The sequence below is a fragment of the Uruburuella suis genome (genome assembly GCF_004341385.1).
GTDB classification, from domain to species: Bacteria; Pseudomonadota; Gammaproteobacteria; order Burkholderiales; family Neisseriaceae; genus Neisseria; species Neisseria suis.
Genome location: NZ_SLXE01000010.1, coordinates 54,544 through 81,063 on the forward strand (window position 1 = coordinate 54,544; position 26,520 = coordinate 81,063).

26 protein-coding genes are annotated in these 26,520 nt (G+C 52.6%); 15 read left to right on the forward strand and 11 right to left on the reverse strand.

Annotated features, from left to right (window positions below; translation table 11 throughout):
- Positions 1-43: 43 nt before the first annotated feature.
- Together EV680_RS05115 and EV680_RS05120 are read left to right on the forward strand one after the other, a co-directional pair.
- Positions 44-3,328, forward strand: coding sequence for a type I restriction endonuclease subunit R (locus tag EV680_RS05115; RefSeq protein WP_132953667.1), 3,285 nt, complete (start codon positions 44-46; stop codon positions 3,326-3,328).
- A 12-nt stretch (positions 3,329-3,340) separates the two neighbouring features.
- Positions 3,341-4,690, forward strand: coding sequence for an ISL3 family transposase (locus EV680_RS05120; protein WP_132953668.1), 1,350 nt, complete (start codon positions 3,341-3,343; stop codon positions 4,688-4,690).
- A gap of 163 nt (positions 4,691-4,853) precedes the next feature.
- Here EV680_RS05120 and EV680_RS05125 read toward each other — a convergent pair whose 3' ends face one another.
- Complete coding sequence (locus EV680_RS05125) at positions 4,854-5,327, reverse strand: SixA phosphatase family protein (protein WP_132953669.1); 474 nt, start codon at positions 5,325-5,327, stop codon at positions 4,854-4,856.
- A 427-nt stretch (positions 5,328-5,754) separates the two neighbouring features.
- Between EV680_RS05125 and EV680_RS05130 the strand changes: the two genes are divergently transcribed.
- The 10 genes from EV680_RS05130 (at position 5,755) to EV680_RS05175 (ending at position 14,685) form a co-directional block, all read left to right on the forward strand.
- Positions 5,755-6,279, forward strand: a complete 525-nt coding sequence (locus EV680_RS05130; RefSeq protein ID WP_165870911.1) for a chorismate--pyruvate lyase family protein — start codon at positions 5,755-5,757, stop codon at positions 6,277-6,279.
- Positions 6,280-6,415: 136 nt separating this feature from the next.
- Positions 6,416-7,333, forward strand: coding sequence for a 4-hydroxybenzoate octaprenyltransferase (ubiA, locus tag EV680_RS05135; RefSeq protein WP_132953671.1), 918 nt, complete (start codon positions 6,416-6,418; stop codon positions 7,331-7,333).
- Positions 7,334-7,646: 313 nt separating this feature from the next.
- Positions 7,647-8,093 (forward strand): PTS IIA-like nitrogen regulatory protein PtsN, encoded by a 447-nt coding sequence (gene ptsN / locus EV680_RS05140; protein WP_132953672.1) that lies wholly within the window; start codon positions 7,647-7,649, stop codon positions 8,091-8,093.
- Between the two features lie 4 nt (positions 8,094-8,097).
- Positions 8,098-9,060, forward strand: coding sequence for an HPr(Ser) kinase/phosphatase (hprK, locus tag EV680_RS05145; protein ID WP_132953673.1), 963 nt, complete (start codon positions 8,098-8,100; stop codon positions 9,058-9,060).
- Positions 9,041-9,895, forward strand: coding sequence for an RNase adapter RapZ (gene rapZ, locus EV680_RS05150; RefSeq protein ID WP_132953674.1), 855 nt, complete (start codon positions 9,041-9,043; stop codon positions 9,893-9,895). The genes hprK and rapZ overlap by 20 nt, the downstream gene beginning before the upstream one ends.
- 375 nt (positions 9,896-10,270) lie before the next feature.
- On the forward strand, positions 10,271-11,194 hold the full coding sequence (gene ylqF, locus EV680_RS05155; RefSeq protein ID WP_132953675.1) for a ribosome biogenesis GTPase YlqF: 924 nt from the start codon (positions 10,271-10,273) through the stop codon (positions 11,192-11,194).
- 238 nt (positions 11,195-11,432) lie between these two features.
- Entirely contained in the window at positions 11,433-11,753 is a 321-nt protein-coding gene (locus EV680_RS05160) for a hypothetical protein (protein ID WP_132953676.1), read from the forward strand.
- Between the two features lie 26 nt (positions 11,754-11,779).
- Positions 11,780-12,421, forward strand: a complete 642-nt coding sequence (gene scpB, locus EV680_RS05165) for an SMC-Scp complex subunit ScpB (RefSeq protein WP_132953677.1) — start codon at positions 11,780-11,782, stop codon at positions 12,419-12,421.
- Positions 12,422-12,530: 109 nt separating this feature from the next.
- Positions 12,531-13,622 (forward strand): pseudouridine synthase, encoded by a 1,092-nt coding sequence (locus tag EV680_RS05170; protein WP_132953678.1) that lies wholly within the window; start codon positions 12,531-12,533, stop codon positions 13,620-13,622.
- A gap of 127 nt (positions 13,623-13,749) precedes the next feature.
- Positions 13,750-14,685, forward strand: a complete 936-nt coding sequence (locus tag EV680_RS05175; protein ID WP_132953679.1) for a glycosyltransferase — start codon at positions 13,750-13,752, stop codon at positions 14,683-14,685.
- A gap of 70 nt (positions 14,686-14,755) precedes the next feature.
- On the opposite strand, the gene EV680_RS05180 is transcribed toward EV680_RS05175, so the two are convergent.
- The 8 genes from EV680_RS05180 to EV680_RS05215 form a co-directional block, all read right to left on the reverse strand.
- On the reverse strand, positions 14,756-15,544 hold the full coding sequence (locus EV680_RS05180) for a glycosyltransferase family 2 protein (RefSeq protein ID WP_132953680.1): 789 nt from the start codon (positions 15,542-15,544) through the stop codon (positions 14,756-14,758).
- Between the two features lie 92 nt (positions 15,545-15,636).
- Positions 15,637-17,202 carry a glutamine-hydrolyzing GMP synthase gene (gene guaA, locus EV680_RS05185; RefSeq protein WP_132953681.1) on the reverse strand — a complete coding sequence of 522 codons (1,566 nt, stop codon included), beginning with the start codon at positions 17,200-17,202 and terminating at the stop codon, positions 15,637-15,639.
- Between the two features lie 107 nt (positions 17,203-17,309).
- On the reverse strand, positions 17,310-17,648 hold the full coding sequence (locus tag EV680_RS05190; protein ID WP_132953682.1) for a LiaF transmembrane domain-containing protein: 339 nt from the start codon (positions 17,646-17,648) through the stop codon (positions 17,310-17,312).
- A 212-nt stretch (positions 17,649-17,860) separates the two neighbouring features.
- Positions 17,861-18,289 (reverse strand): hypothetical protein, encoded by a 429-nt coding sequence (locus EV680_RS05195; protein ID WP_132953683.1) that lies wholly within the window; start codon positions 18,287-18,289, stop codon positions 17,861-17,863.
- Positions 18,290-18,374: 85 nt separating this feature from the next.
- Complete coding sequence (smpB, locus tag EV680_RS05200) at positions 18,375-18,821, reverse strand: SsrA-binding protein SmpB (protein ID WP_132953684.1); 447 nt, start codon at positions 18,819-18,821, stop codon at positions 18,375-18,377.
- A 78-nt stretch (positions 18,822-18,899) separates the two neighbouring features.
- Entirely contained in the window at positions 18,900-19,121 is a 222-nt protein-coding gene (locus EV680_RS05205) for a DUF1653 domain-containing protein (RefSeq protein WP_132953685.1), read from the reverse strand.
- On the reverse strand, positions 19,108-19,326 hold the full coding sequence (locus tag EV680_RS05210) for a branched-chain amino acid ABC transporter (protein ID WP_132953686.1): 219 nt from the start codon (positions 19,324-19,326) through the stop codon (positions 19,108-19,110). The genes EV680_RS05205 and EV680_RS05210 overlap by 14 nt, the downstream gene beginning before the upstream one ends.
- Before the next feature lie 130 nt (positions 19,327-19,456).
- Complete coding sequence (locus EV680_RS05215) at positions 19,457-19,660, reverse strand: cold-shock protein (protein ID WP_016687461.1); 204 nt, start codon at positions 19,658-19,660, stop codon at positions 19,457-19,459.
- A gap of 235 nt (positions 19,661-19,895) precedes the next feature.
- Between EV680_RS05215 and clpS the strand changes: the two genes are divergently transcribed.
- The 3 genes from clpS to pip all read left to right on the forward strand — a co-directional run bounded on the left by clpS (position 19,896) and on the right by pip (position 23,539).
- Positions 19,896-20,213 carry an ATP-dependent Clp protease adapter ClpS gene (clpS, locus tag EV680_RS05220; RefSeq protein ID WP_132953687.1) on the forward strand — a complete coding sequence of 106 codons (318 nt, stop codon included), beginning with the start codon at positions 19,896-19,898 and terminating at the stop codon, positions 20,211-20,213.
- The gene (clpA, locus tag EV680_RS05225) at positions 20,214-22,502 is read left to right on the forward strand and encodes an ATP-dependent Clp protease ATP-binding subunit ClpA (RefSeq protein ID WP_132953688.1); all 2,289 of its coding nucleotides are present in this window, start codon (positions 20,214-20,216) and stop codon (positions 22,500-22,502) included.
- A 104-nt stretch (positions 22,503-22,606) separates the two neighbouring features.
- Entirely contained in the window at positions 22,607-23,539 is a 933-nt protein-coding gene (pip, locus tag EV680_RS05230) for a prolyl aminopeptidase (protein ID WP_132953689.1), read from the forward strand.
- A gap of 169 nt (positions 23,540-23,708) precedes the next feature.
- Here the strand turns inward: pip and cysI are convergent, their stop codons facing one another.
- Positions 23,709-25,481 (reverse strand): assimilatory sulfite reductase (NADPH) hemoprotein subunit, encoded by a 1,773-nt coding sequence (gene cysI / locus EV680_RS05235; protein ID WP_132953690.1) that lies wholly within the window; start codon positions 25,479-25,481, stop codon positions 23,709-23,711.
- A gap of 169 nt (positions 25,482-25,650) precedes the next feature.
- Positions 25,651-26,346 carry an aquaporin Z gene (gene aqpZ / locus EV680_RS05240; protein WP_132953691.1) on the reverse strand — a complete coding sequence of 232 codons (696 nt, stop codon included), beginning with the start codon at positions 26,344-26,346 and terminating at the stop codon, positions 25,651-25,653.
- Positions 26,347-26,520: the final 174 nt, after the last annotated feature.

Genomic DNA, 26,520 nt, shown 5'->3' on the forward strand with positions numbered 1-26,520 from the left:
TGGCAACACGCATTACGACAAAATGAAGAATAAGGGGAATCGCATGAATATTTTGGCAGACAAAGCCCATTACGAAAGTCACTTAGAAGCCTATATTGTGCAAAAACTGCAAGCGCAAGGTTGGGTGGTTGGGCAAAGTAAAAATTATCATACCGAATATGCACTCTACCCCGAAGATTTAATCACATGGATTCAAGCCACGCAGCCTGAAAAGTGGGAAAAACTGCAAGCCTTGAATGGCAATAATACCGAAAAACGCATCATCGACCGCTTGGATGATGAACTGAATAAGAAAGGCACAATCCATATCTTTCGTAATGGCTTTAGCATGGCGGGCGCAGGCACAATCGACCTCAGTGAAAGCGCACCCGAAGATGGACGCAATCAAGCTGTCATTGACCGCTACAACGCCAATATCCTACGTGTTGTTCCACAACTTAAATACCACCCTTCTAAAGATGCAGGCATTTTGGACCTTGTGTTCTTTATTAACGGCTTGCCAATGGCAACGGTGGAAATTAAGACCGAGTTTAACCAGTCTTTAGAAGATGCCATTGAGCAGTATAAAAATGACCGTAAGCCGATAGACCCTAAAACAAGACGTAAAGAGCCATTGCTGACACCTAAGCGTGGTGCAATTGTGCATTTTGCCTTGTCTGAATCTGAAATTGCCATGACCACCGCTTTAGATGGTGAAAACACCTATTTCTTGCCATTTAATAAAGGTAATGAGGGACATGCAGGCAATCCTCCTGCGGATGTGGCTAAAGGTGAAGATTATCCAGTGGCTTACTTTTGGGATTATGTCTGCCAACGTGATAATTGGCTGAAAATATTCCATAACTTTGTCTATGTGGAAAAGAAAAACAAAGTCGATCTATATGGCAACTGGACGGTACAGGAACGCTTGATCTTCCCGCGTTACCATCAGTTTGATGCGGTGAATAAAATCATTGCCGATGTGCAAGAAAAAGGCGTGGGACTGAATTATCTATGTGAGCATAGTGCAGGCTCAGGTAAAACCTCTACGATTTCTTGGGTGTGTCATTCACTGGTACGTTTGCGTCACAATGACGGTACACCGTTTTATAACTCCGTCATTGTGGTGACAGACCGAACGGTACTGGATGATCAGTTACAGGAAGCGATTCAACAACTCGACCATCAAAAAGGCTTAATTGCTGCAATTAACCGTGATGACAAAGAACATGCAGGCAAATCGAAAAGCAAACAGCTTGAAGATGCACTGTTGTCCAATAAACAGATCATTATTGTGACCATTCAGACTTTCCCGCATGTGATGGAAGCGATTCTGACCAATACCAGTTTAAGCGACCGTAACTACGGTATTGTGATTGATGAAGCACATACCTCGCAAACAGGCTCAACGGCATCTAAACTGCAAGCGACATTGGCATTGCAGTCAGGTGAAGCGATGGCAAGCCTGACTGTTGAGGAGTTACTGGAGCAGATTCAAAAAGCCCGTGTACAGTCTAAAAACATCAGCCATTTTGCCTTTACTGCAACCCCAAAACACTCGACTAAAATGCTGTTTGGGCGTACTAAAAATGGTGAGCCTGCCAGTGATGACAATTTACCTGAATCCTTTCATTTGTATCCGCAACGTCAAGCGATTGAAGAAGGCTTCATTTTAGATGTATTGCAAGGCTATGTGCCGTACAAGACAGCTTTTAAGCTCGGTGGTGATGCAGTTGATGATGATAAACGAGTCAACTCTAAAGCAGCCAAAAAAGCCTTAGCCCGTTGGATGGCTTTACACGCGACCAATGTCACGCAAAAGGTGCAGTTTATTATTCAACACTTTCACCACAATGTTGCCAATTTGCTTAATGGTCAAGCCAAAGCCATGATCGTGACCAGTTCACGCCCTGCGGCAGCACGTTATAAAATTGCCTTAGAAAAGTATATTGAAGATAACCCTGAATACAGTGCTTATCGTGTCTTGGTGGCATTTTCGGGTAAGCTCACGGGCAAACAGATTAGCCATGAAGCAGATGGTGATAGCGAAAACGGGGCGCTATTTCAAGTTGGTGAAGATGCTGAATTTACCGAAGCCAATATGAATGCCGATGCACCTAATTCTGATTTACGCATCGCATTTGACCGCCCTGAATATCGCTTAATGGTAGTGGCGAATAAATTCCAAACAGGCTTTGACCAACCCAAACTCTGCGCCATGTACCTTGATAAAGTCATTGCCAATGAAGTTGAAGTGGTACAAACCTTGTCACGCTTAAACCGTACCACCACAGGCAAAGATCAAACCTTTGTAATTGACTTTGTAAATGACCCTGAATGGATTTTAAAGTGCTTCAAAAAGTACGACAACGGGGTAAAAATGGTGGATGTACAAGACCCGAATGTGGTTTATACCATCAAAGACAATATTGAAGAACTTGATCTGATTACCGAAGATGATTTGGAGGAGTTTAAAGCAGCTCGTTTTAAAACCATCCGTGATATTAGTAATCATGATTTCAAAGAAACCACACATCCCGACCTGTTTAAAGCAACCGATCGTGTCGCCCGCCTGTTTAACCAAAAACTGAAAATGCTCAAACAGGCGATTGAGCTACAGGAAACCGCATTTGATCAAGCCAAAGCAGACGGCAATGATGAAGGCGCAGAAAAAGCGGAATTTGAGCGCAAGCAGTTAGACGTAGAATTACAAACCTTGATGCGCTTTAAGGGCAATTTGGATAAGTTTAGCCGTATTTATTCCTATGTGGCACAGCTTATTGACTTTGGCGATCCTGAACTTGAAAACTTCTCGGCATTTACCAAGCTCTTATCCAAACGATTAAATGGTATGTCTGCTAAAGAAATTGATATTTCAGGCTTGGTACTGACTGGCTTTGGCATCTTTAAAAAGAAACTTAAAACCGATGATACCGATCATCCCGAAGCGGATGAACCTCAACCATTAGCCCCCATCCAAGGCACAGCCAATGGTGATTTACAGCCAACCAAAATGACTTATCTGAAAGAAGTCATTGATCTTATTGCTCAGACTTTTGGCGATATTTCCACCCGTGAAGAACAGGTGGTATACATCAATCATTTAGTAACCATTCTACGAAATAACGATGTAGTTATGGCTCAGATTGAAAATAATCCTGAATCCACAGCCTTGCAAGGTAATTTGCCATCGGCAACGAAAGGCGCAATTATTCAAGCACTGACCTCACATCAAGACTTATCAGCATTGTTGCTCAAGACCGATGCACAAGCGATGCAGAATGTGATCAAGGTGCTGTATAAATTGCTTAAAGATGGTGAAACCATTGATGTGCATCGTCTAACATAACGGAGTATTAGAATGATTGATATTCTGCAACTGGAAGGTGTACAGCCGATAGATTACCGTAATGAAGATGGCTGTATTATGATTACCGTACAGCCAAGCGGTGAGCATTTGGAAACATGCCCTGAATGCGGCGGACGTTTATACAAACACGGTCAGCGTATCAATCATTTTGCCGATACCCCCTTACAGATGCAGGCTGTAAAAATTGAGGTGGTACGGACACGCTATCGCTGTTCTGGATGCAAAAGCATGATTACCCCTCAACTCAGCTTCTTAGATGAAAAGCGTAGAGCGACCCATCGGCTGATTCAGCAAGTACGCAAGCGTTGCTTAGATCGAACATTTACGCAGCTTGCCGAAGATACGGGTGTAGTCGTGAACACCATTAAAAACATTACGCTCGATTTCGTGGAGGAATTAGAACGAGATATTAAGTTTGAAACTCCAACGATTATGGGTATTGATGAACTTAAATTGATGGGAACATATCGCTGTGTCATCACCAACCTTGCTATGAACAGCTTATATGATATGTTGCCTGAAAGAACTCAAGATACATTGATACCATACTTCGCCAAACTGCCTGATGCAGAAAAAGTAGAATGGATTTGTAGTGATATGTGGCGACCCTTCAAAAAGTCATTCCGTCTGCACCTACCAAATGCCAAGTTGGTTATTGATAAGTTTCATGTAGTGAGAATGGCAAGTGAAGCTTTAGACACTGAACGTAAAACATTACAAAGTAGCTTGGATCGCGATGCCCGACTGAATATGAAAAAACATTTGCGATGGATACTGCTTAGACGACCAAATTCATTGACCGAAGATCAACAAAGAATTTTAGGAAATTTAGAAAAATGGCATCCTGAATTTAAGGAAGCTTATGACCTCAAAGAGCAGTTTTATAATATTTATGAAGCAACAACCAAAGACGATGCCATACAAAGGTTTCATGAATGGGAAAGCAGTATTCCCAAATATTTAAAGTCTTTCCGTGACGTTGCTAAAACTGTGAATAATAACTTTGAGGATATATTCACCTATTGGGATGCGCCAATAAGAATTACCAATGCTTATACTGAGGGGCATAATGGTATTACAAGGGTCGCAAATCGAATGGGACGAGGATATACCTTTGAGGTGCTTCGAGCAAAGATGTTATATAACAAAGTGGCTCGATCTATTACAACTTTGAAGACTCCATCATCTTCATTAAAATCAACCAAAGGTTATGAGGGTTTAACTGCATTTCCAACCAAGCAAGAGAAAACTAAGTTGGAATATGGCGCTTATATTCCAACCTTGGTTGAGTTATACAGTGATAATGACGATTTGGATGAGAAACCAATTTCAACCATGTAATGCAAATAGCCTTTTAAAGTTGGTTTGTTATGGTATAACATTATATAATATTTGATAGCGGTTATCAACTTTATAAAAAACAGGCCGTCTGAAACATTTTCAGACGGCCTGTTTGCCGACAAGTTGTGCCGATTAAAAAAGCGGGAATCATGAAAACAATCGCTCAGCTTTCGCCCAGCAAAATAGCGGGTGTGAGCGCGGCTTTGAGCTTGGCGTGATAGCCGTTGCTGTCGTGTTTGACCTGCAGCCACCAAAAGCCGCCTTTTTTATACGACCAATAAGCCTCGCCCTGCCAATGCCCGTTGAGCAAAAAGCGGCTCAATTCGCCCAGCCACGGTTGGTGGCCGACCAGCACCACGGTGTCGTTGCCGGAAAGGCGCTCGAAGAGGCGCGGCAGGGTGCGGGCATTGATGTCGGGATTGAGTGCAGACAACACGGCGTAATCTTGGGTGAGATAATCGGCGGTTTGGCGGCTGCGCGCGGCTTCTGATGCCCACACTTGCGCATCTTGCGGCAGATGGCGGCGCAGCCAGGCGGCGATGGTGCTGGCTTGGCGGCGGCCGTTTTCGGTGAGCGCGCGCTCAAGGTCGGGCGGGCCGTATTCGGCTTCAGCGTGGCGCCAGAGAATAATGTTCACAACGGTATCCTTATATATGGGTGGCAATCGGGCGGCGTGTTAAGCATTTCAGCTCGGGAATTATAGCCTGAAGGCGGGATGCGTGAATAATACCAATCCAAAAAAATAACCTAACTTCGTTGTCTCGCCTTGCCGTACTTTCTGCGGCTCGCCGCCTTGTTAGCTTACTTTTTTGAATGGGTATAAGAAAATGGTTTTATCGTGGCACGATTCAAGCCGGTGCAGCCTTGTTCCGCGTTGCTGCATTGCCTCGTTGTTAGCGAATCGCATCTTGTCGGGTTGCTTTTTTGAATGGATATTTTTTGAATGGATATTTAAAGAATGGTTTTCTGCGACTGCGGCCGCTTTCAGACGGCCTTTTTATCCGGCATGGCGGGTGGCGTGATGTTGCGCTTGCCGGCGCTGGTTTTGCTATATAATGCCGCGCATGGAAAATCAATACAACTGGCAGGCGGCGCTGCCTGCGCAGGCGCTGGCAGCCATCGGCGCGCACGCAGCGCCTGTTTTAACGGCGCAATCGCTCACGCAAACGCTGCGTGCGGCGGATGCGCGCTTTTCGGTGCGGCTGCTTTATTTGGGCGCGGCGCCGTTTGATGCTTTGTTTGCCGGCGGCTTGCCGGCGGATGCGCCGGGCTGGTTTGCCCGCGATGTGTTGCTGTGTTTGAACGATGTGCCGGTGGTGTGGGCGCGCAGCATGTGTGCGGCGGCGTCGCAACAATGGCGTTTGCTGCTCGATTGCGGCACGCGCCCTTTGGGCGAGCGCTTGTTTGACGGCTCGTTGCCGGTGCAGCGCTCGCCGTTTGAGTTTGCCTTGCTGGATAAGGCTGTGCCCGGCAGCGGGGCGGCCGAGCGCTTGCCGGCGCGGCGCTCGTTTTTTACGATGCAGGGCGAAACGCTGGGGCTGGTGGAATGCTTTTTGCCGGCGTTGGATCAGGCTTTGGCTGCGCGTTGAGCGGCAGATTGATGCTTGGGCAGGGTTATCTGCATCACATAAAAATATATGGCTTGATAAAGTTCCATAAAATTAGATTATAATTCGAGGCCGTCTGAACGATTCAGACGGCCTTTTTTTGATGGAATCTTTATTCATGCGGAATATCAAACGATTATTGCTCAAGTGTCTGCCGCGTTATGCGGTGGGGCGGCTGTGTGTGTATGGCCGCTTGATGCGGGTGGAAAAGCCCATCGGCACTTTGCTGCTGTTGTGGCCGACTTTGTGGGCTTTGTGGATTGCATCGGAAGGTGTGCCCGATTTTGTGATTTTGCTGGCTTTTATGCTGGGCACGTTTTTGATGCGCAGCGCCGGCTGCGTGGTGAATGATTTTGCCGACCGCGATATTGATGGCGCGGTGGCGCGCACCAATCAGCGCCCGTTTGCGCAAGGGCTGGTGAGCAAATCAGAAGCTATGCTTTTGCTGCTGATTTTGTGCCTGCTGGCGGCTTTGTGCTTGCTGCCGCTCAACCGCCTCACCTGGCTGATGAGCCTGCCGGCTTTGTTTTTGGCCATTACTTATCCTTTTACCAAGCGTTTTTTCCCCTTGCCGCAATTTTATTTGGGGCTGGCATTTTCGTTCGGCATACCGATGGCGTTTGCCGCCGTTACCGAGAGCGTGCCACCGCTGGCTTGGCTGATTTTTGCCGCCAATGTGCTGTGGACGCTGGCTTACGACACTATTTACGCCATGGCCGATAAAGAAGATGATTTGAAAATCGGCATCAAAACTTCGGCCATCACTTTCGGCAGCCACGATGTGGAAGCGGTGATGTTGTGCCATTTCTGGTTTACCGTGCTGATGGTGGTGCTGGGCGTGCAGATTGGCGCGAGCTGGCCTTATTGGCTGGTGTTGCCGCTGGTGGTGTATTGGCAATGGCAGCAATATCAAGTGATTAAAACGCGCGAGCGCTGGGCGTGTTTCCGCACTTTTCTGGAGAATAACCGCATCGGTCTGGCTTGGTTTGCCGGCATTGTCGGCCATTATGCGTGGCTGGCTTGGCGCGGTTTTTGATGTTGAATCTGTTAATAACTTAAAGTAAATAATCTAAAGCTTTGCGCTGCCTTGCTGTTTTGTGGCTTGAATGTAGGCGGGGTTGTATGACGGCAGATTTTTTCAGGTGCAAACGGAACTTTTTCAGACGGCCCGGCCGATAACAAGCTGCTTTCTGTATCTCAGGTATTTGATAGCAAGTATTTGATTATTTAGTTTTTATTAATGTTTTGCCAGGCCGTCTGAAATGTAAAATGCGCGCGGGCGATTGAGATTTAAAACAACAGTCGGTACAATCGGCAACTGTTTTGCTTACCCAGTTTAAGAGAAATTTATGAGCCTGATCGGCGAAATCTTACCTTTGTCGCACATTGTGCTGGATTTGGAAGTCAGCAGCAAAAAGCGTGTATTCGAGCAGGCAGGTTTGCTGCTTGAAAATGAAGCCGGCCTGGCGCGCGCCGATGTGTTCGACTGCCTGTTTGCCCGCGAAAAGCTCGGCACCACCGGCTTGGGGCAGGGCGTGGCCATTCCGCACGGGCGCCATGCTTCGGTAAAAAAAGCCGTGGGCGCGTTTATCCGCACGCAGGAGCCGGTGGCGTTTGATGCGCCCGACGGCAAGCCGGTGTCGTTGATTTTTGTGCTGCTGGTGCCTGAAAATGCTACCGGCGAGCATTTGGAAGTGTTGTCGAAGCTTGCGGGGCGGTTTTCGCAAAAAGCCGTGCGCGAAGCTTTAATGAGCGCCGATGCCCAAGAGGTGCGGCGCATTCTAACCGAAGAGTAAAGCCATGCCCAGTGTATCGGTGCGCCGCCTGTATCAAGACAACCAGCACAAGCTGCAATTGGCGTGGGCGGCCGGCACGGCGGGTGCCGACAACCGCATCGGTGTGGAGGCCGACAAGCCCGTATTGGCGCTTGTCGGCCATTTGAATTTTATCCACCCCAATCAGGTGCAGGTGATCGGCGTGGCCGAGGTGGAATACCTCAGGCGCATCGAGAGCGGTGAAATCGGCCACAGTTTCGGCGAAATGTTTGAATTGGATATGGCGCTGGTGATTGTGGCCAACGGCTTGCCGGTGCTGCCGATATTGCGCGATTATTGCCACACGCATAATGTGCCCCTGCTCACTTCCAAGCTGGAAAGCCCTTATCTGATGGATGTGTTGCGCATCTATCTGCAACGCACGCTGGCGGTGTCTACCGTGAAACACGGCGTGTTTCTCGATGTGTTTGAAATCGGCGTGCTGATTACCGGCCAATCGGGCTTGGGCAAAAGCGAATTGGCGCTGGAGCTGATTTCGCGCGGCCACAGCCTGGTGGCGGATGACGCGGTGGAAATCTACCGCACCGGCCCCGAAACGCTCGACGGCCGCTGCCCGCCGATGCTGCGTGATTTTCTGGAAGTGCGCGGCTTGGGTGTGCTCAATGTGCGCCACATCTTCGGCGAAACCTCTATCCGCCCGAAAAAAATTCTGCAATTGATTATCAACCTGGTGCCGGCTGATGATGAATACATGAAGCAGCTCGACCGCCTGAGCATACGCACCGAAACCGAATCCATTCTTAATGTCAACATCCGCTCGGTGAGCCTGCCGGTGGCGGTGGGCCGCAACTTGGCCGTGTTGGTTGAAGCTGCGGTGCGCAACTATATTTTGCAGTTGCGCGGAAAAGACAGCACCAAAGAATTTCTCGAACGCCATCAAACCATGCTGAAAGAAGACGAATTTAATCATGAAAATAGTGCTGATTAGCGGCCTTTCCGGCTCGGGGAAATCAGTGGCCCTCAAGCTTTTGGAAGACTTGGGCTATTATTGTGTCGATAATTTGCCGATGAGCCTGCTGCCCTCGCTGGTGATGCACCACATCGGCCAAGATGAAATTGAGCAGCTCGGCATCAGCGTGGATATTCGCTCGCGCATCGATATTCACGAAGCCGAAAAACAGATTGCCGCGCTGCGCGCCGAGGGGCACGAGATTGATGTGTTGTTTCTCGAGGCCGAAGAGGGCGTGTTGGTGCGCCGCTTTTCCGAAACCCGCCGCGGCCACCCTTTGTCGGGGCAGAGCTTGACCTTGCTGGAAAGCCTGCAACAAGAGCGCGCCTGGCTCTCGCCGTTGCGCGAAATCGCCTATTGCATCGACACCTCGAAAATGAACGCCCAGCAGCTGCGCTACAGCGTGCAGCAATGGCTGAAGCTGGAAAACAAAGGCCTGCTGGTGATTTTGGAATCGTTCGGCTTCAAATACGGCGTGCCCACCAATGTGGATTTTCTGTTTGACATGCGCAGCCTGCCCAATCCGTATTACGATCCGCAGCTGCGCCCGTTTAACGGTATGGACAAAGAAATTCAGGATTATCTCGACGGCCAGCCGCTGGTGCAGAAAATGATTGATGATATTGACGGCTTTCTCAGCAATTGGCTGCCGTGCATGCAGTTGGAAAGCCGCAGCTATGTTACTGTGGGCATAGGCTGCACCGGCGGCCAGCACCGCTCGGTTTATGTGGTGGAGCAGCTCGCGGCGCGCTTAAAAGGGAAATATCAATTGCTGGTGCGCCACCGCCAAGTGCACAATTTGGCCGGGCGCTGAGCGTTTTCAGACGGCATGAGTCTTAAAAGGCCGTCTGAAACTTTAAAAGCTTAAAAGAAAACAATCTGCTATAATGCGGCATTCTGTTCAGGCAGCCTTTTACCGGCTGCCTGATTACTATTCCGAAACCGTTTTTATACCCATTCGAAAAAATAAGCTAATACCAATTCAAAAAAGTAAGCTAACAAGGCGGCGAGCCGAAGACAGTACACCTAGTACGGCTAGGCGAGACAACGAAGTTAGGTTATTTTTTTGGATTGGTATAATAAGGCGGCGAGCCGAAGACAGTACGGCTAGGCGGGTCAATTCAGTTAGGTTATTTTTTCGAAAGGGTATCAGACGGCCTCTGCCGCTTTGGCAAACCCAAGAGACAATATGGCAATCCAATGGTATCCCGGCCACATGCACAAGGCCAAAAAAGCCATTATCGAGCGCTTGAAAAGCGTGGATATGGTGATAGAAGTGCTCGACGCGCGCCTGCCCGCATCGAGTGAAAACCCGCTTTTGGCCAAGCTCTCGGCCGACAAGCCCAAGCTGAAAATATTAAACAAGCAAGATTTGGCCGACCCCGAGCGCACCGATATCTGGCTGGCCGAATTCCAAAGCCGCCCCCACACCAACGCCATTGCGCTCGATGCGTCCGACCGCAGCGCCGCCGCCAAAATGATAGCAGCCTGCCGCAAGCTCGTGCCACACCGAAAAGGCATCGACAAACCCTTACGCGTGCTGATTTGCGGCATTCCCAACGTGGGCAAATCCACCCTGATTAACGGCATGCTCGGCAAAAAAAGCGCCAAAACCGGCAACGAGCCCGGCATCACCAAAGCCGAGCAGCGCCTGTTTCTCGCCGACGACTTTTGGCTTTACGACACCCCCGGCATGCTGTGGCCGAAAATCATCGTTGAAGAAAGCGGCTATAATTTGGCCGCCAGCGGCGCAGTCGGGCGCAACGCGCTTGATGAAGAAGTGGTGGCGCTTGAGTTGCTCGACTATCTGCGCCGCCATTACCTGCCGCTTTTACAGGCGCGCTATCAGGCCGACAAAGATGCCAGCAGCCATTGGCGCGACGATGAATGGCTAGACTGGATAGGCAGAAAGCGCGGCGCACTATTGCCCGGCGGCCGCATCAACCACCAAAAAGCCGCCGAAAACACGCTCACCGATTTTCGCGACGGCCAAATCGGCCGCATCACGCTGGAAACCCCGCACCAATGGGAAGCCTGGCTGAAAAAAGCACGTCAAAACGAAGCCGCATTAAAAGCCGAACGCGAAGCCAAAAAAGCCGCGCGCAAAGGTTGAGCCGTTTTCAGACGGCCTGATTTGCAATGCCTTTTACAACGCATCACGCGTAGGTAGGATTCTTAAATCCGATGCTTATTCGAAGAACAAGACAACCATGTGCTTGGTTTTCGTGGCAAATGCCGGATTTGAAAATCTGACCTGCTACTGCCCAAAAAAGGCGCGCACGCAGCGCACAAAGATTAAACCGTTTTCAGACGGCCTTGTTTGCCATGCCGTCTGAAAAGCATAGGAGAAAATGATGAACAAACTGATTGCACTTATTCTATCCGCCACACTCGCCGCCTGCGCCGCTGTTTCAGACGGCCAAACCATCCAAGTTTACAAACTCGACGGCGCGCGCCAATGCGAAGGCGCGGGCATTTCTGTGCAAGAAATGCAAAAAGAGCTCTCCGGCATCCGCGTGTATGGCGCTGAAAAAAGTGCGCTGCAAGACGTGATGTTTCCCGCCGTGTGCGGCGGCGGCACCGGCAGCATCAATGTTTACACCATTGCTAAAGCTGATGTGAAACAAGCACAGGCGCGCGGCTTTGCCCTGTTGCCGCAGAATGAGCGCTGAGCGCTTGCCTTAAACCTTAAACCGATATGAACGACAAACTCGCCCCCGATGCGCTGATTGAAGCCGCCCTGCTCACGCAAATCGAGCCTTTGAGCGAGCGGACGATGCGCGAATTGTGCGTGCCGCCTTTATCGCCCGACAAGCTGATCGACGTGCTCTCCACGCTCAAAGCCCGCTGGCACAACCGCGCGCTGCAATTGGTGCACACCCATGAAGGCTGGCGCTTCCAAATTGATGCGCGCGCGTTTGAGCGGCTGGGCAGCCTGCAAGAGCAGCGCGCGCCGCGCTATTCACGCGCGGTGATGGAAACGCTGGCGATTATCGCTTATCAGCAGCCGGTGACGCGCGGCGATATCGAGGGCATACGCGGGGTGGCGGTTTCGAGTAATGTGATGCAAACGCTGCAAGACAGGGGCTGGATTGAAGCCATCGGCCATCGCGACAGCATCGGCCGCCCCGCCTTGTGGGCCACCACCGAAGCCTTTCTCACCGATTTGCAGCTGGGCGATCTCACCGAGCTGCCGCCGCTCACCGAATTGGGCGAATTGGTGTTGCCCGATTTGATGGAAATGCCGTCTGAAGCGGAAGAAGAAGCCGAGGCAGAAGCAATAGAAAACCCGGCCGAAAAAGAAAACCATGCAGAAAACAGCCCACCTTTGTTAAACTGAGGCCGTCTGAAAGCCGGCGCAGGCAGCCCTTGCCGCGCCACATTAACCATCCTGCCGCAGAAGCCGCAGAAGAACCGTTCCACTTTGGAAACGTGTTAGGAGAATCCACATGAAAAGCAAACAGCCCACCAGCAAACGCGAATTCCGCGACGGCGGCAGCAGCAAAAAGCCCGCCGCGAAAAAGCCCGCCGCCCAAAAAACAGCAGCGCCAAAAGCCGCTGCGCCCAAAACGCAGAATAAGCGTTCAGACGGCCTCAAAGCCGGCAAAAACACTCAAACCGGTTTCAAACCCAAAGCGCAAGCCGCTGATAAACAGCAAGAAGCTGCGCCGAAAACCCGCGCCACCCGCGCCAAAAAGCTGATTGTGCGGGCGCCGAACCAAAAAATTCAAGAGCGCGCGCGCGATTTGAAAGAAAAACGCGTGGGCAGCGAAAACATCGAGCCCGAGCGCCTGCAAAAAGTGTTGGCCGCATCGGGCGTGGGCTCGCGCCGCGAAATGGAAGAATGGATCAGCCAAGGCATGGTGAAGCTGAACGGCCGCGTGGCACAGCTGGGCGACAAAGTGGCACCGGGCGACCATGTGCAGGTAAAAGGGCAAAACATCAACCTTAAATGGGCCGACCGCCTGCCGCGCATTATTCTCTATTACAAACAAGAGGGTGAAATTGTGTCGCGCGACGACCCGCAAGGGCGTGTGAGCATTTTCGACCGCCTGCCGCAAGCGGCCAGCAGCCGCTGGGTGGCCATCGGCCGCCTCGACATCAACACCAGCGGCTTGCTTATTCTCACCACTTCGGGCGAATTGGTGCAGCGTTTCGCCCACCCGAGCTTTGAAGTGGAGCGCGAATACGCCGTGCGCGTGTTGGGCGAGATGAGCACCGAGCAAATGAAAATGCTCACCGAAGAGGGCGTGATGCTGGAAGACGGCCTGGCCAAGGTGGAGCGCATTTACGAGCAGGGCGGCGAGGGCGCCAACAAATGGTATAACGTGGTGATTAAAGAAGGGCGCAACCGCGAAGTGCGACGTATTTTCGAGAGCCTCGACCTCACCGTGAGCCGCTTGGTGCGCGTGGGCTTCGGCCCCATCGGCCTGCCCAACCGCTTGAAACGCGGCCAGTTTTACGAGCTTAACCCTGCCGAAGTGGCCAATATCGTGAAATGGGCGGATATGCCGCTGCCGGGCGAGCGCCGCCGCAAATAATCAGCGGTCAAGGCCGGGCTTTGAATCCGGCATTTGTTTGCATGCTGCTCAAGCTGTTTTTCATCCACATCACGTCTTTCAGACGGCCTTTTTGAAAAAGGCCGTCTGAAAGCCCGAGGATATCGATATGCACCCGGTCGAACTGATTTTTATCAACTGGAATTCCGCCGATTTGCTGTTTGCCGCGGCCGCCACGCTGGATCAAACGAAAATGCCTTACCGCATTTGCGTGGTGGATAATGGCTCGGCCGATGATTCCTGCGCACAAATCCGCGCGCGTCTGCCGGATGCGCGGCTGATTGAAATGGGCTACAACTCAGGCTTTGCCACGGCGGTGAATGCCGGCCTGAATGCGGCAGAGGGGCGCTATGCCTTGATTTTGAACACCGATATCGAGTTTCAAAACGATGTGCCGGCCTTGCTGATTGAGGCGCTGCAAAGCTTTGATGCCGCGCTGGCCTGCCCCGAATTGCGCCGTCCCGACGGCTCGTTGCAGGCGGCGGTGGTGCCCGAGCCGACGCTGGCCACCGAGCTCACCAACCGCAGCGTGGCGCGGCGCCTGCTCGATTACAACCGCACAGCGCCTTCGTTGGTTAACAGCATAGTCGGGCCTTGCATGGCGGTGGATATCGAAAAGCTCAAGGCCTTGGGCTTGGGCGCAGACGGCTTTTTTTTCGATCAGCGTTTTTTCTTCTTTTTCGAGGAAACCGATTTCTGCCGCCGCATCATTCAGGCGGGCGGCAAAATTGTGTATCAGCCGCAAGCGCATTTGATGCATTTGCAGGGTGAGAGTGCGAATAAGCGCCCGGTGGGCGCACGCGTGCAGTTTCAAGAATCGCGCTACAAATATTTTGCCAAACATTACGGCGCTGCGGCCGTGGCTTTATTGTTTGCCGGCACGCTGCTGCGCACGCTGGTGAATGCCGTGGTGCAAACCCTTACGGCTCTGCTGACTTTCTGGAAGCAGCCCAATAAAGCGTGGGATAAAGCTTATGTGTATTGGGCGCTGGTGTTGTGGCATTTATTGCTGTGCCGGCCGCGCTGGAGCTTTGACAAGCGTTGATGTCGGGCATTAAAAAAAGAGGCCGTCTGAAAGAAATCTTTCAGACGGCCTCTCTTTTAATAATAGGCGCTTATGGCTTTTTCTTGCCCAAAAGCCACAGCGCGGCATACTTGTTGAAAGCCGATTGTGCGGAAAGCACCGACAGCAGCAAGCCGTGTTTGCCGTCGAGGAAGCCCGCTTTGAGCACATACATTTTCACAAAGCTGCTGATGCCGTGCAAAAGCGCATCGCCCAAGCCGGCGCTTTTGCCCTCGGCGGCGCGCTGCTCGGCCCAGATATTGCTGTAGAGATTTTGCTTGGCGAGAAATTGCGACATGTTGGCATAAGTGTAGTGCAGCGCATCGCCTGCCAGCTTTTCCACGCTTGTGCCGGCCGGCAGCAGCACTTTTTCGTGCACCAAATCATCGCTGTAGCGGGTAAATGCGGTGGGATAAAGACGCACCACCCAATCGGGATACCAACCGCAATGGCGGATAAACGCACCAAAAGTGTTGCTTAAGCGGTTGAATGCAAACACCGTGCGCGCATCGGCGGGCGTAGTGCGCAAGGCGGTTTGGATGCTTTGCTTGAGCGCGTCGCTCAGGCGCTCGTCGGCATCGAGCCACAGCACCCATTCGGTGCGGATATATTGGTGCGCCCTGTTGCGCTGCGGGCCGAAGCCCGGCCAGTCGGCATGCACATAAAAACGGGCACGGTGGCGCGCGGCAATCTCGGCGGTGGCATCGGTGCTGCCCGAATCGATAATCACGATTTCGGCATTCAGGCCGGCCAGGCTTTGCAGGCAGGCTTCTAAATTATCGGCTTCATTTTTGGTGATCAGCGCCACGGTGAGGCCGGGTTGCAGGGTGGGGGTGTTCATAAGATGAAAGCGCCGTGTGGAGAAAATGGAATGTGAAACAAAATGTAGCTTGCAAACAGGCCGTCTGAAAAGTTTTCAGACGGCCTGAAGGTTTATTCCCACTCAATCGTAGCCGGGGGTTTGCCGCTCACGTCATACACCACGCGGTTGATGCCGCGCACTTCGTTGATGATGCGGTTGGACACTTTGCCCAACAGACTGTAGGGCAGCTCGGCCCAGTGGGCAGTCATAAAGTCGCTGGTTACCACGGCGCGCAGCGCCACCACATATTCATAAGTGCGCCCGTCGCCCATCACGCCCACGGATTTCACCGGCAAAAACACGGCAAAAGCCTGGCTGGTGAGGTCATACCACGAAGTGCCGTTTTCATCAAAAGTGTTGCGCAATTCTTCGATGAAAATATCGTCGGCGCGGCGCAGAAGATCGGCATATTCTTTTTTCACTTCGCCCAAGATGCGCACGCCCAAGCCCGGGCCGGGGAAGGGGTGGCGGTAAACCATTTCACGCGGCAGGCCGAGCGCCACGCCCAATTCGCGCACTTCGTCTTTAAACAAATCGCGCAAAGGCTCAAGCAGCTTGAGTTTCATGTTTTCAGGCAGGCCGCCGACATTGTGGTGGCTTTTGATGGCGTGGGCTTTTTTGGTTTTCGCGCCGGCGCTTTCAATCACATCGGGGTAGATGGTGCCTTGTGCCAGCCATTTGGCATTGGTGAGTTTTTTCTCTTCGGCATCAAATACTTCGATAAATTCGCCGCCGATGATTTTGCGTTTTTTCTCAGGATCGGTCTCGCCGGTGAGCTTATCCATGAACTGTGCTTCGGCATCCACATGCACAACGTTTACGCCCAAATTGCGGGCAAACATATCCATCACCATTTTGCCTTCATTCAAGCGCAACAGGCCGTGATCGACAAACACGCAGGTGAGTTGGTCGCCGATGGCGCGGTGGATCAGCGCGGCGGCCACGGATGAATCCACACCGCCGGACAAACCCAAAATCACTTCGTCGCTGCCCACTTGGGCACGGATTTTTTCCACCGCTTCGTCGATATAGTTGGGCATGGTCCAGCTCGGTGCGGCGGCGCAAATATCGAGCACAAAGCGGTTGAGCAGGGCTTTGCCTTGCTTGGTGTGGGTGACTTCGGGGTGGAATTGAATGCCGTAGAATTGTTTTTCAGCGTGCTCCATCATCGCCACGGGGCAGCTCGGGGTGTCGCCGATTACCACAAAACCTTCGGGCAGCTTAGACACTTTATCGCCGTGGCTCATCCACACATCCAGCACATTGGGCGCGCCGTCGTGAATATCGCGGGTGAGCTCGCTGTCGATGGTTTTCACTTGCGCATAGCCGAATTCGCGCTGGTCGCCGGGCGACACTTCGCCATTGAGGTGATAAGCCATAAACTGCATGCCGTAGCAGATGCCGAGCACGGGAATGCCCAAATCAAAAATGCCGGTGTCGGCCTGATAATCGGATTCATACACGGAATTGGGGCCGCCGGAAAGGATAATGCCTTTGGGGTTGAAAGCTTTGATGTCTTCCAGCGGCATATCGTAGGAATGCAGCTCGCAATAAACGTGGGCTTCGCGCACGCGCCGGGCGATGAGCTGGGTAACTTGCGAGCCGAAGTCGAGAATCAGGATTTTGTCTTGGGTCATGATGGTTTCTTTGCGCAAAAGAAGGAATCGGATAAGGGCGCAATTGTATCATAAAAGGCCGTCTGAAAGGTGTTTCAGACGGCCTGATGATGGCGGGGAAACGATACTCAGCCTTCGGGCAGCTTGGGCATTTTATAAGGCACAAGGCTGCTGCGCGAGAGCAGCAGCAGGCAGCCGAGCACCATCATGCCCAGCGCCACTAAAGGAGAATAGCCGAGCAGATATTGGCTTTTCAAATACACCGCCGCGCCGATGTAAACCAGCAAAGGGCCGGCCACCACCGATTGCTTGTTGATGCCGTCCATCACCAACACCACAATGCCGGCTACGGCCAAGGCAATCGACACCAAAGTGGCGGTGGCGGGCAGAATGCCGGTGGTTTTGAGAAACCACACGGCGCCGGCGATAATTAAAAACAGCGGCAGAAAAAGAGAGGGTTGGGGCATGAGGCTTCCAAATGGTTTCAGACGGCCTCATTATTGGGATGACAAGGCCGTCTGAAAAGGGCGGGCGCACGATTGTTGCATGTTTTTACGCAAGGAAGTCGCGCTGATTCAATTATATTTTACTTTGTTGTCGACCGGATAAACAGTAGTGTGCTTTAGTGATTATCTGTTCAGACGGCCTGATGATGCAGAGGCCGTCTGAATCGGCGTGTTTATTTATTCAGCAATTGAGCGATGATACGGTCGATTTCTGCTTGTTGGCTTTGAGCACGTTGAAAATTCGGGTTGGCACGAAGGCTGGCAACCGGGTGCTCGGGCGTGCGGATGAGCAATGAAATGTAATTGATGTTGTCCTTGCTGCCTTGAGTGTTGTAGCGCAGATTATAACGACACTCCGGCTCGTACAGGCGTTTGCGGTTGGATGTTACATCTACGGTTTCGCTGCTGATGCCGTATTTTGTCAGAGATTGGGCAATTTGCTGGTTGAGTGTTGGATTGGATTTTTTGGCGTTTTCCAAGATGCAGAGGTGGTGAATGCTGCTTAATTGTTCTGCGCCATTGGGGCCGAGAGCCGGTTGGCTGCTTTGGCAGGCAGCCAACAATACGATGCTGGCAGTAATGAGTAAGATTGGGTGTTTCATTGGGTTTTCCTTTTTATAATGGATGAATAAAGACTGTGCGCTTTATTTTTTATTTTTAAATTCTTTATTTTTAAGCGTTATCAAGTCAGCGCGTACTTTTTATCAAACGCTGCTTTTCGCGCTTCCAATCGGCTTCTTTCAGGCTTTGGCGTTTGTCATGCTGCTTTTTGCCTTTGGCCAGGCCGATGTCCATTTTGATAAAGCCGCGGTGGTAATGCAGATTGAGCGGCACGATGGTGTAGCCCGCGCGCTCGGTTTTGCCGATTAATTTGTTGATTTCGGCTTCTTTCAGCAAAAGTTTGCGCGGACGGATGGGGTCGGGTTTCACATGGGTGGAGGCGGTGGGCAGGGCGGTGATGTGGCAGCCCACCAGATAAAACGCACCGTGTTTCCAGTGGATATAGGCTTCTTTCAGCTGCACGCGGCCGGCGCGGATGGCTTTGACTTCCCAACCGTCAAGCACCAAACCGGCTTCGATTTGATCCTCGATAAAATAATCGTGAAAGGCTTTTTTATTATTGGCTATGCTCATAATATTGCAGATAGTAAAGTTTCAGACGGCCATTCTAACAGAATAGGCCGTCTGAAACATCATGGCGGATAAAACAGCTTATTCGAATGCTTTGATGCATTCAAAGCGCGGCAGGCTTTGGCCGTTGATTTCCACGCATTCGGCAAACATCTCGGAGGGGCGCACCCATAGGCCGTAATCGCCATAAAGCGCGCGGTAAACCACCAGTGCTTCTTCGGTTTCGGAGTGGCGTGCAATGCCGCTCACTTCGTAAAGCTTGCCTTTGTAGTGGCGGTAGATGCCCGGTTTAATGGTGTTCATGTGTGTGGAAATGGCGTTGGTGGTAGCGGTCGATATCGGCAATGGCGCGGCTGTGCTCGGGGCGCAGGCTGTGTTTGAGCGCATTCAAGCGGGTGAGCGTGAGGTCTTCCTGCTCGGCGGTGCTGCAGCTTGCTGCTGCCTGCTTGCGGATGTCGGCCATCAGCTCATCGAGCTGAGCCAAGGCACGTTGATAGGCCGGATTCATGTGTTAACTGATGCGGACTGCTTTTACGCCGGATTCGGTAATCGGGCAATAGGCCGTCTGAAAAAACAAATGGCAGGTTAAAAAAAACCCGCCATGATGATTGCAATCGGCAAAGCCGACTCAATATTAATTAAGCAGCTTGGATATTAGCAGCTTGTTTGCCCTTGGGGCCGGTGGTTACTTCAAAAGACACGCGTTGGCCTTCTTTCAAAGTTTTGAAACCATCCATGTTGATTGCAGAGAAGTGAGCAAACAAATCTTCGCCGCCTTCATCCGGAGTGATGAAACCAAAACCCTTAGCGTCGTTAAACCATTTAACAATACCGGTTGCCATTAGATACTTCCTATACTAAAAAAATTAAACAAAACAGCAAAAGGGCAACGTGGTAAAACCAAAAGATATGAGTTTCTCCCAAACCATTATGCTTATACTGCTGCCAAACTTGCTAATCTGCTTTTTACCTATGTTAAGGTTGGTAGTCAAGTAATGTTTCAGAAAAAGCTCGAAATTTATTAAAATGGCACAAAATACAACATAAACCCTTTCCAAAAGCGAAAAAAGAATTATTATGGGCAATATCAAAACCACCCGAAAAACCGGCGCGGCCGAGCAGGCCGGGCGCAGCAAAATCACGCCGCCCAAGCAATACGGCGTGTTTTTACTGAATGACGATTACACCCCGATGGATTTTGTGGTGGCTGTGCTTGAAGAGATTTTTTTGCTGCCCGAAGAAAAAGCCGTGGCGGTGATGCTGATGGTGCATCACGAGCAAAAAGGCTTGTGCGGCGTATACACCCGCGATATTGCGCAAACCAAACAGCAGCAGGTGATGCAGCGCGCCCGGCGCGAAGGGCATCCCTTGCAGTGCACCGTAGAGGAGATGTAAATGATTTCAGCAGAATTAGAGCGGATTTTGCAGCATGTGTATGCCGATGCGCGGGCGCGCAAATATGAATTGATCGGGCTGGAGCACTTATTGCTGGTGCTGCTCGAGCAAAGCGATGACGTGCGCGAATTGCTGCAACAATGCGGAGTGGAGTGCAATATTTTGTCGGAGCAGCTTATCAGCAGCGTGGTGGAAAACACACCCTTGCTGCCCGATCATTTGCTGGCCGACACAGAAACCCAGCCCACTATAGGCTTCCAACGCGTGTTGCAGCGCGCCATTGTGCATGTGCAGCAGGCCGACAAGCGCGAGGTGTTCCCTTTGGACGTGTTGGTGGCGCTGATGAGCGAAACCGATAGCCCGGCGGTGTATTTTCTCAGCCTGCAATCGGTGAGCCGTTATGATGTTTTGCGCGCCATCGCTCACGGCCCGGATGAGGGCAAGGGTGACGAAGGTGCCGATTTTCAAAACCAGAGCACACAAGACAAAAACGCCGAGCCCAATGATGCGCTGGGCAGCTACACGGTGAACCTCAATGCCGAAGTGTTCGCGGGGCGTATCGACCCTTTAATCGGCCGCAAGCACGAAATGGAGCGGCTGGTGCAGGTGTTGTGCCGCCGCCGCAAAAACAATCCTTTGCTGGTGGGTGAAGCCGGTGTGGGCAAAACCGCGCTGGCCGAGGGCTTGGCACATCAAATTGTCAACGGCCAAGTGCCGGACACTTTGAAAGGCGCGGCGGTGTTTTCGCTCGACATGGGCGCATTGCTGGCGGGCACCAAATACCGCGGCGATTTCGAAGCGCGTGTGAAAGCGGTGTTGAAGCAATTGGCCACCATTCCGAATGCGGTGTTGTTTGTGGACGAAATCCACACCATTATCGGCGCGGGCAGCGTGTCGGGCGGCACCATGGATGCTTCCAATCTGCTCAAGCCGGCGCTGGCCAAGGGGCAGCTGCGCTGCATCGGTGCCACCACTTATGATGAATACCGCACCATTTTCGACAAAGACCACGCGCTGAGCCGCCGTTTTCAGAAAATCGACATTGCCGAGCCCAGCGTGGCCGAAACGGTGCAGATTTTGCGCGGCCTCAAGCCGATGTTTGAAAGCTTTCACGAAGTGCGCTACACGCAAGCGGCGCTGGAAGCAGCGGCGGAATTGTCGGCGCGCTATATCAATGAGCGCTTTTTGCCCGACAAAGCCATTGATGTGATGGATGAAGCCGGCGCGGCGCAGCGCATTTTGCCCAAATCTAAGCAGAAAAAAGTGATCGGTAAGGCGCAAATCGAGGCGGTGATTGCCAAAGTGGCGCGCATTCCTGAAAAAACCGTGTCGCACGACGACAAGCAAGTGCTGCAATATCTCGGCCGCGATCTGAAAAACATGGTGTTTGGCCAAGACGGCGCCATCGAAGCCTTGGTGGCCGCCGTGAAAATGGCGCGCTCGGGCTTGGGTTTGCCCGACAAACCCATCGGCAGCTTTCTCTTTTCCGGCCCCACCGGCGTGGGCAAAACCGAAGTGGCGCGGCAATTGGCTTTCTCGCTCGGCGTGCCGCTGCAACGCTTTGATATGTCGGAATATATGGAGCGCCATGCCGTGTCGCGCCTGATCGGCTCGCCGCCGGGCTATGTGGGCTTCGAGCAGGGCGGCTTGCTCACCGAGGCGGTGAACAAGCAGCCTTATTGCGTGCTTTTGCTCGATGAAATCGAAAAAGCGCACCCCGATATTTTCAATGTGTTGCTGCAAGTGATGGATCACGGCAAGCTCACCGATAATAACGGCAAAAGTGCGGATTTTCGCAATGTGATTATCATCATGACCACCAATGCGGGCGCGGAAAGCCTGAGCCGGCCGACCGTGGGCTTTACCAATAAGCGTGAGCGCGGTGATGAAATGCAGGCAATCAACAAGCTTTTCACGCCTGAATTCCGCAACCGCCTTGATGCGATGATTCCGTTTGCGCCGCTCACCGCGCCGATTATCGCCAAAGTGGTGGATAAATTTCTGTTGCAGCTCGAGCAGCAGCTGCTGGAGAAAAAAGTGGAAGCCGAATTCACCCCCGCGCTGCGCGCCTGGCTGGCTGAAAAAGGTTTCGATCCGCAAATGGGCGCGCGGCCGATGCACCGCCTGATTCAAGACCAAATCCGCAAGGCGCTGGCCGATGAATTGCTGTTTGGCAGGCTCACCGATGGCGGCTATGTGCGCATCGATTGGGATGTGAAAAACGCAGAAGTGGTGTTGCAGTTTAAAAAGCCGGCGGCCAAAAAAATGGCGGAAGCAGCGGTGGTGTAGGCTGCGATGTGTGTTTGAGCGAGGCCGTCTGAAAGTTGGCTTTCAGACGGCCTTATTATTAAAATGATTTTAAATTCAAATATTTAAATAAATAAGGATTGATTATGCATCCCATCACAGAGCCCACGCGCAGCGGCATGTTGTCGGTGTCGCCGCTGCATCGGATTTATTGGGAAGAATCGGGCAACCCGCAGGGGCGGCCGGTGATTTTTCTGCACGGCGGCCCCGGTGCCGGCGCATCGGCGGCCTGCCGCGGCTTTTTCAACCCCGAAGCCTACCGCATCATTATCATCGACCAGCGCGGCTGCGGCCGCTCCACGCCGCTGGCTTGCGTCAAAGAAAACAGCACTTGGGATTTGGTGGCCGATATCGAAGCCGTGCGCGAAATGCTCGGCATCGAGCGCTGGCTGGTGTTTGGCGGCTCTTGGGGCAGCACATTGGCGCTGGCTTACGCCCAAAGCCACCCCGAGCGCGTGGCGGGGTTGATTTTGCGCGGCATTTTTCTGTGCCGTGAGAGTGAAATCCGCTGGTTGAGCGAAGAGGGTGGCGTGAGCCAAGTGTATCCCGAGCAATGGCAGCGCTATATTGCGCCGATCGCGCCCGAAAAGCGCGGCGCGCTGGTGCAGGCTTATCACGAATTATTGTTTGGCGACAACGATGCCGTGCGCGAGCAGGCAGCCAAGGCGTGGTCGGATTGGGAGAGCTATCTGATTCAGTTTGAGCCGCAGCCGGTGGATGGCGACGGCCATGACGCGCTGGCCATCGCCCGCCTGGAAAACCATTATTTCACCCATTCGGGCTGGCTCGAAGGCGAGCGCGCGCTCTTGGCCAATGCCCACAAAATCCGCCATATTCCCACCATTATCGTGCAAGGCCGCTACGATATGTGCACGCCCACCCAAAGCGCTTGGGAGTTAAAACAAGCCTTACCCGATGCAGATTTGCGCATCGTGCAGGGCGGCCATTCGGCTTTTGATGCGCCGGTGGCGCAAGCCTTGGTGCAGGCGGCGGATGAATTTTTAACGCGTGATTGGTGAGGCCGTCTGAAACCAAGCTTCAGACGGCCTGTGTAAAAATGCGCGGTAATGCGGACTTGTTGCTGCAAATACTTGTCCAAAAAATAATCTTAAACAAAGCAAAATCAAACAGGCCGTCTGAAAATTTTTTCAGACGGCCTGTTTGATTTTTGCCATATGCATCCGACTTTTACGCCACCCAAAAATCTCTCGGCGCGTCCAGCACAGGTTTCACAATGCCTGTGCGCACGGCAAAATCGCCGAAGCCTTCGCCGGCTTGGCGGTGTGCCGCCCAATCGGCAAACCAGCCGTCGAGAATCTGCAAGATTTCTGCTTCGGTGATGTTTTCTTGAAACAGGCGCGGAATGCGGGTGCCTTCGCGGTTGCCGCCGGTGTGCAGGTTGTAGCGTCCCAGCGCTTTGCCCACCAGGCCGATTTCGGCCAGCATGGCGCGGCCGCAGCCGTTGGGGCAGCCGGTGATGCGCAGCACGATGTGTTCTTCTGCAAGGCTGTGTTTGGCAAACAAGGCATCGATTTTGTCGGCAAATTGCGGCAAAAAGCGCTCGGCTTCGGCCATGGCCAAGGGGCAGGTGGGGTAGGACACGCAGGCCATCGAGTTTTCGCGTTGCGGGGAAACGGCATCGCTGATGAGGCCGTGGGCGCGGGCGATTTGCTCGATTTCGCTTTTTTGTGCTTCAGGCACGTTGGCGACAATCAGGTTTTGGTTGGCGGTGAGGCGGAAATCGCCTTGGTGCACTTGGGCGATTTCGCGCATGCCGGTTTTGAGCGCGCGGCCGGGATAATCGAGGATGCGGCCGTTTTCGATAAAAAGGGTGAGGTGCCAGCGGCCGTCTTCGCCCTGCACCCAGCCGATGCGGTCGCCGCGCGAGGTGAATTGATAGGGGCGGATGGGCTGAAATTCGGCGCCCATGCGGTTTTCCACTTCTTCGATAAAGGTTTTTGTGCCCACGCGCTCGAGGGTGTAGCGTGTTTTGGCGGCTTTGCGGTTGCTGCGGTCGCCCCAGTCGCGCTGCACGGAAACCACGGCGGCGGCGCAATCGAGCACTTTATCCAGCCCGATAAAGCCGAATTCGCGCGCGGTGTTGGGGTAGGTGGCGTGGTTGCCGTGCTCCATCGAGAGGCCGCCGCCCACCAGCACGTTGAAGCCGGCGAGGCAGCCGTGTTCTTCAATCGCCACAAAATTCAAATCGTTGGCGTGCAAATCCACATCGTTGTGCGGCGGAATCACCACGGTGGTTTTGAATTTGCGCGGCAGATAGTTTTTGCCGAGCACAGGCTCGGTGGCGTCGCCGCTTTTCACGCTTTCTTTCAGCGGGACGGCTTCGGCGAATTGCTCGGTGGAATGCAGCTTTTCGCCATCGAGCCAGATTTCGGCGTAGGCCAGCGTTTTGGGCAACAGATGCTCGCTGATTTTTTTCGCCCACTCATAAGCTTCGCGGTGCAGCGAAGATTCCACGGGATTGCTGGTGCACAACACGTTGCGGTTGACATCGCCGGCGGTAGCGATGGAATCGAGCCCCAATTCGTTGAGCCATTGATGCATGGGCTTGATGTGGTCTTTGAGCACGCCGTGAAATTGAAAGGTTTGGCGGTTGGTGAGGCGGATGGAGCCATACAGGGTTTGCGCGCCGGCAAATTGGTCGATGCCCAGCCATTGTTTGGGTTGGATAATGCCACCGGGCAGACGGCAGCGCAGCATCACGTTTTTGAGCGGCTCGAGCTTTTGCGCCACACGCTCGGCGCGGATGTCGCGATCGTCTTGCTCATACATGCCGTGAAAGCGGATAAGCTGGAAATTGTCGCCGCGAAAGCCGCCTGAGAGGCCGTCGACGAGATCGTTGCTGATGCTGCCCTCGAGATAATGGCTCTCGCCCTTGAGGCGCTCGTTGTCGGCCGGCGGCGCATCGGGTAGCTTGGCGCGGGGGTCGGAAGGGTGGCTCATGGCGCGTCCTTATGATGGTTGTTTGATGAGCGATACTGTATAGAGGCCGTCTGAAAAAAGGAAAGAATGCTTGGTTATCATCAAATGCGATTTTGTTATATGCATTATTGGGCGGGCAAATAAACAGGCCGTCTGAAAGCTTTCAGACGGCCTGTGCTGTATCAAAAGATTATTTGTTGTCGCCACTCAGCAGGCAGCGGTAAATGCCGGCACCGATGGCACCGCCGATAAGCGGAGCCAGCCAGAAAAGCCACAATTGGCCCAGCGCACCGCCGCCTTCGAACAAGGCCACGCCGGTGGAGCGTGCGGGGTTAACGGAGGTGTTGGTCACCGGAATGCTGATTAAGTGAATCAGGGTTAAGGCCAAGCCGATGGCAATCGGCGCAAAGCCTTTGGGTGCGCGTGCATCGGTGCTGCCCATGATGATAATCAGGAAAAATGCTGTTAACACGATTTCAATCGTTAAAGCTGCGGCCATGCTGTAGCCGCCGGGTGAATGCTCGCCATAGCCGTTGCTGGCCAAGCCGCTGGCGGCAATGTCGAATTCGGCTTTGCCGGTGGCCACGAAATACAGTACGGCGGCGGCTAAGATGGCACCGATTACTTGCGCAAAAATGTAAGGCAGCAATTCTTTGCCTTCAAAACGGCCGCCGATAAACAAACCCACCGATACCGCCGGATTAAAGTGGCCGCCGGAAATATGCCCCACGGCATAGGCCATGGTGAGCACGGTAAGGCCGAAAGCCAGTGCCACCCCGGCAAAGCCGATGCCCAGCTCAGGGTAGGCCGCCGCCAGCACGGCACTGCCGCAGCCGCCGAACACCAGCCAGAAGGTGCCGAAACATTCGGCCAGATATTTTTTCATTTTGTATCCTTTCTGAGTGAAAGAGTATTAGTCGGGCAAGCTATAGATTCGGCAATTAAATATTGAAATTTCAACATTGATCCCCATTTCTCCCCAATGGAAAAAGAAGACGGAAGAAAACTTGCAGCCGAAGCCCAATTCGAACGGCGCAAGCAAGCAGTCAGACTGCACAAA

Excerpts from the sequence above, each read along its gene's own strand:
- hprK (WP_132953673.1), top strand. The coding sequence starts at position 8,098 with ATGCCCAGTGTATCGGTGCGCCGCCTGTATCAAGACAACCAGCACAAG.
- clpS (WP_132953687.1), top strand. The coding sequence starts at position 19,896 with ATGGGCAATATCAAAACCACCCGAAAAACCGGCGCGGCCGAGCAGGCC.
- EV680_RS05195 (WP_132953683.1), bottom strand. The coding sequence starts at position 18,289 with ATGAAACACCCAATCTTACTCATTACTGCCAGCATCGTATTGTTGGCT.
- rapZ (WP_132953674.1), top strand. The coding sequence starts at position 9,041 with ATGAAAATAGTGCTGATTAGCGGCCTTTCCGGCTCGGGGAAATCAGTG.
- cysI (WP_132953690.1), bottom strand. The coding sequence starts at position 25,481 with ATGAGCCACCCTTCCGACCCCCGCGCCAAGCTACCCGATGCGCCGCCG.
- smpB (WP_132953684.1), bottom strand. The coding sequence starts at position 18,821 with ATGAGCATAGCCAATAATAAAAAAGCCTTTCACGATTATTTTATCGAG.
- EV680_RS05170 (WP_132953678.1), top strand. The coding sequence starts at position 12,531 with ATGAAAAGCAAACAGCCCACCAGCAAACGCGAATTCCGCGACGGCGGC.
- EV680_RS05160 (WP_132953676.1), top strand. The coding sequence starts at position 11,433 with ATGATGAACAAACTGATTGCACTTATTCTATCCGCCACACTCGCCGCC.
- EV680_RS05175 (WP_132953679.1), top strand. The coding sequence starts at position 13,750 with ATGCACCCGGTCGAACTGATTTTTATCAACTGGAATTCCGCCGATTTG.
- scpB (WP_132953677.1), top strand. The coding sequence starts at position 11,780 with ATGAACGACAAACTCGCCCCCGATGCGCTGATTGAAGCCGCCCTGCTC.
- EV680_RS05130 (WP_165870911.1), top strand. The coding sequence starts at position 5,755 with ATGGAAAATCAATACAACTGGCAGGCGGCGCTGCCTGCGCAGGCGCTG.
- EV680_RS05115 (WP_132953667.1), top strand. The coding sequence starts at position 44 with ATGAATATTTTGGCAGACAAAGCCCATTACGAAAGTCACTTAGAAGCC.
- guaA (WP_132953681.1), bottom strand. The coding sequence starts at position 17,202 with ATGACCCAAGACAAAATCCTGATTCTCGACTTCGGCTCGCAAGTTACC.
- pip (WP_132953689.1), top strand. The coding sequence starts at position 22,607 with ATGCATCCCATCACAGAGCCCACGCGCAGCGGCATGTTGTCGGTGTCG.
- EV680_RS05210 (WP_132953686.1), bottom strand. The coding sequence starts at position 19,326 with ATGAATCCGGCCTATCAACGTGCCTTGGCTCAGCTCGATGAGCTGATG.
- EV680_RS05190 (WP_132953682.1), bottom strand. The coding sequence starts at position 17,648 with ATGCCCCAACCCTCTCTTTTTCTGCCGCTGTTTTTAATTATCGCCGGC.
- ptsN (WP_132953672.1), top strand. The coding sequence starts at position 7,647 with ATGAGCCTGATCGGCGAAATCTTACCTTTGTCGCACATTGTGCTGGAT.
- clpA (WP_132953688.1), top strand. The coding sequence starts at position 20,214 with ATGATTTCAGCAGAATTAGAGCGGATTTTGCAGCATGTGTATGCCGAT.
- ylqF (WP_132953675.1), top strand. The coding sequence starts at position 10,271 with ATGGCAATCCAATGGTATCCCGGCCACATGCACAAGGCCAAAAAAGCC.
- aqpZ (WP_132953691.1), bottom strand. The coding sequence starts at position 26,346 with ATGAAAAAATATCTGGCCGAATGTTTCGGCACCTTCTGGCTGGTGTTC.
- ubiA (WP_132953671.1), top strand. The coding sequence starts at position 6,416 with ATGCGGAATATCAAACGATTATTGCTCAAGTGTCTGCCGCGTTATGCG.
- EV680_RS05205 (WP_132953685.1), bottom strand. The coding sequence starts at position 19,121 with ATGAACACCATTAAACCGGGCATCTACCGCCACTACAAAGGCAAGCTT.
- EV680_RS05180 (WP_132953680.1), bottom strand. The coding sequence starts at position 15,544 with ATGAACACCCCCACCCTGCAACCCGGCCTCACCGTGGCGCTGATCACC.
- EV680_RS05120 (WP_132953668.1), top strand. The coding sequence starts at position 3,341 with ATGATTGATATTCTGCAACTGGAAGGTGTACAGCCGATAGATTACCGT.
- EV680_RS05215 (WP_016687461.1), bottom strand. The coding sequence starts at position 19,660 with ATGGCAACCGGTATTGTTAAATGGTTTAACGACGCTAAGGGTTTTGGT.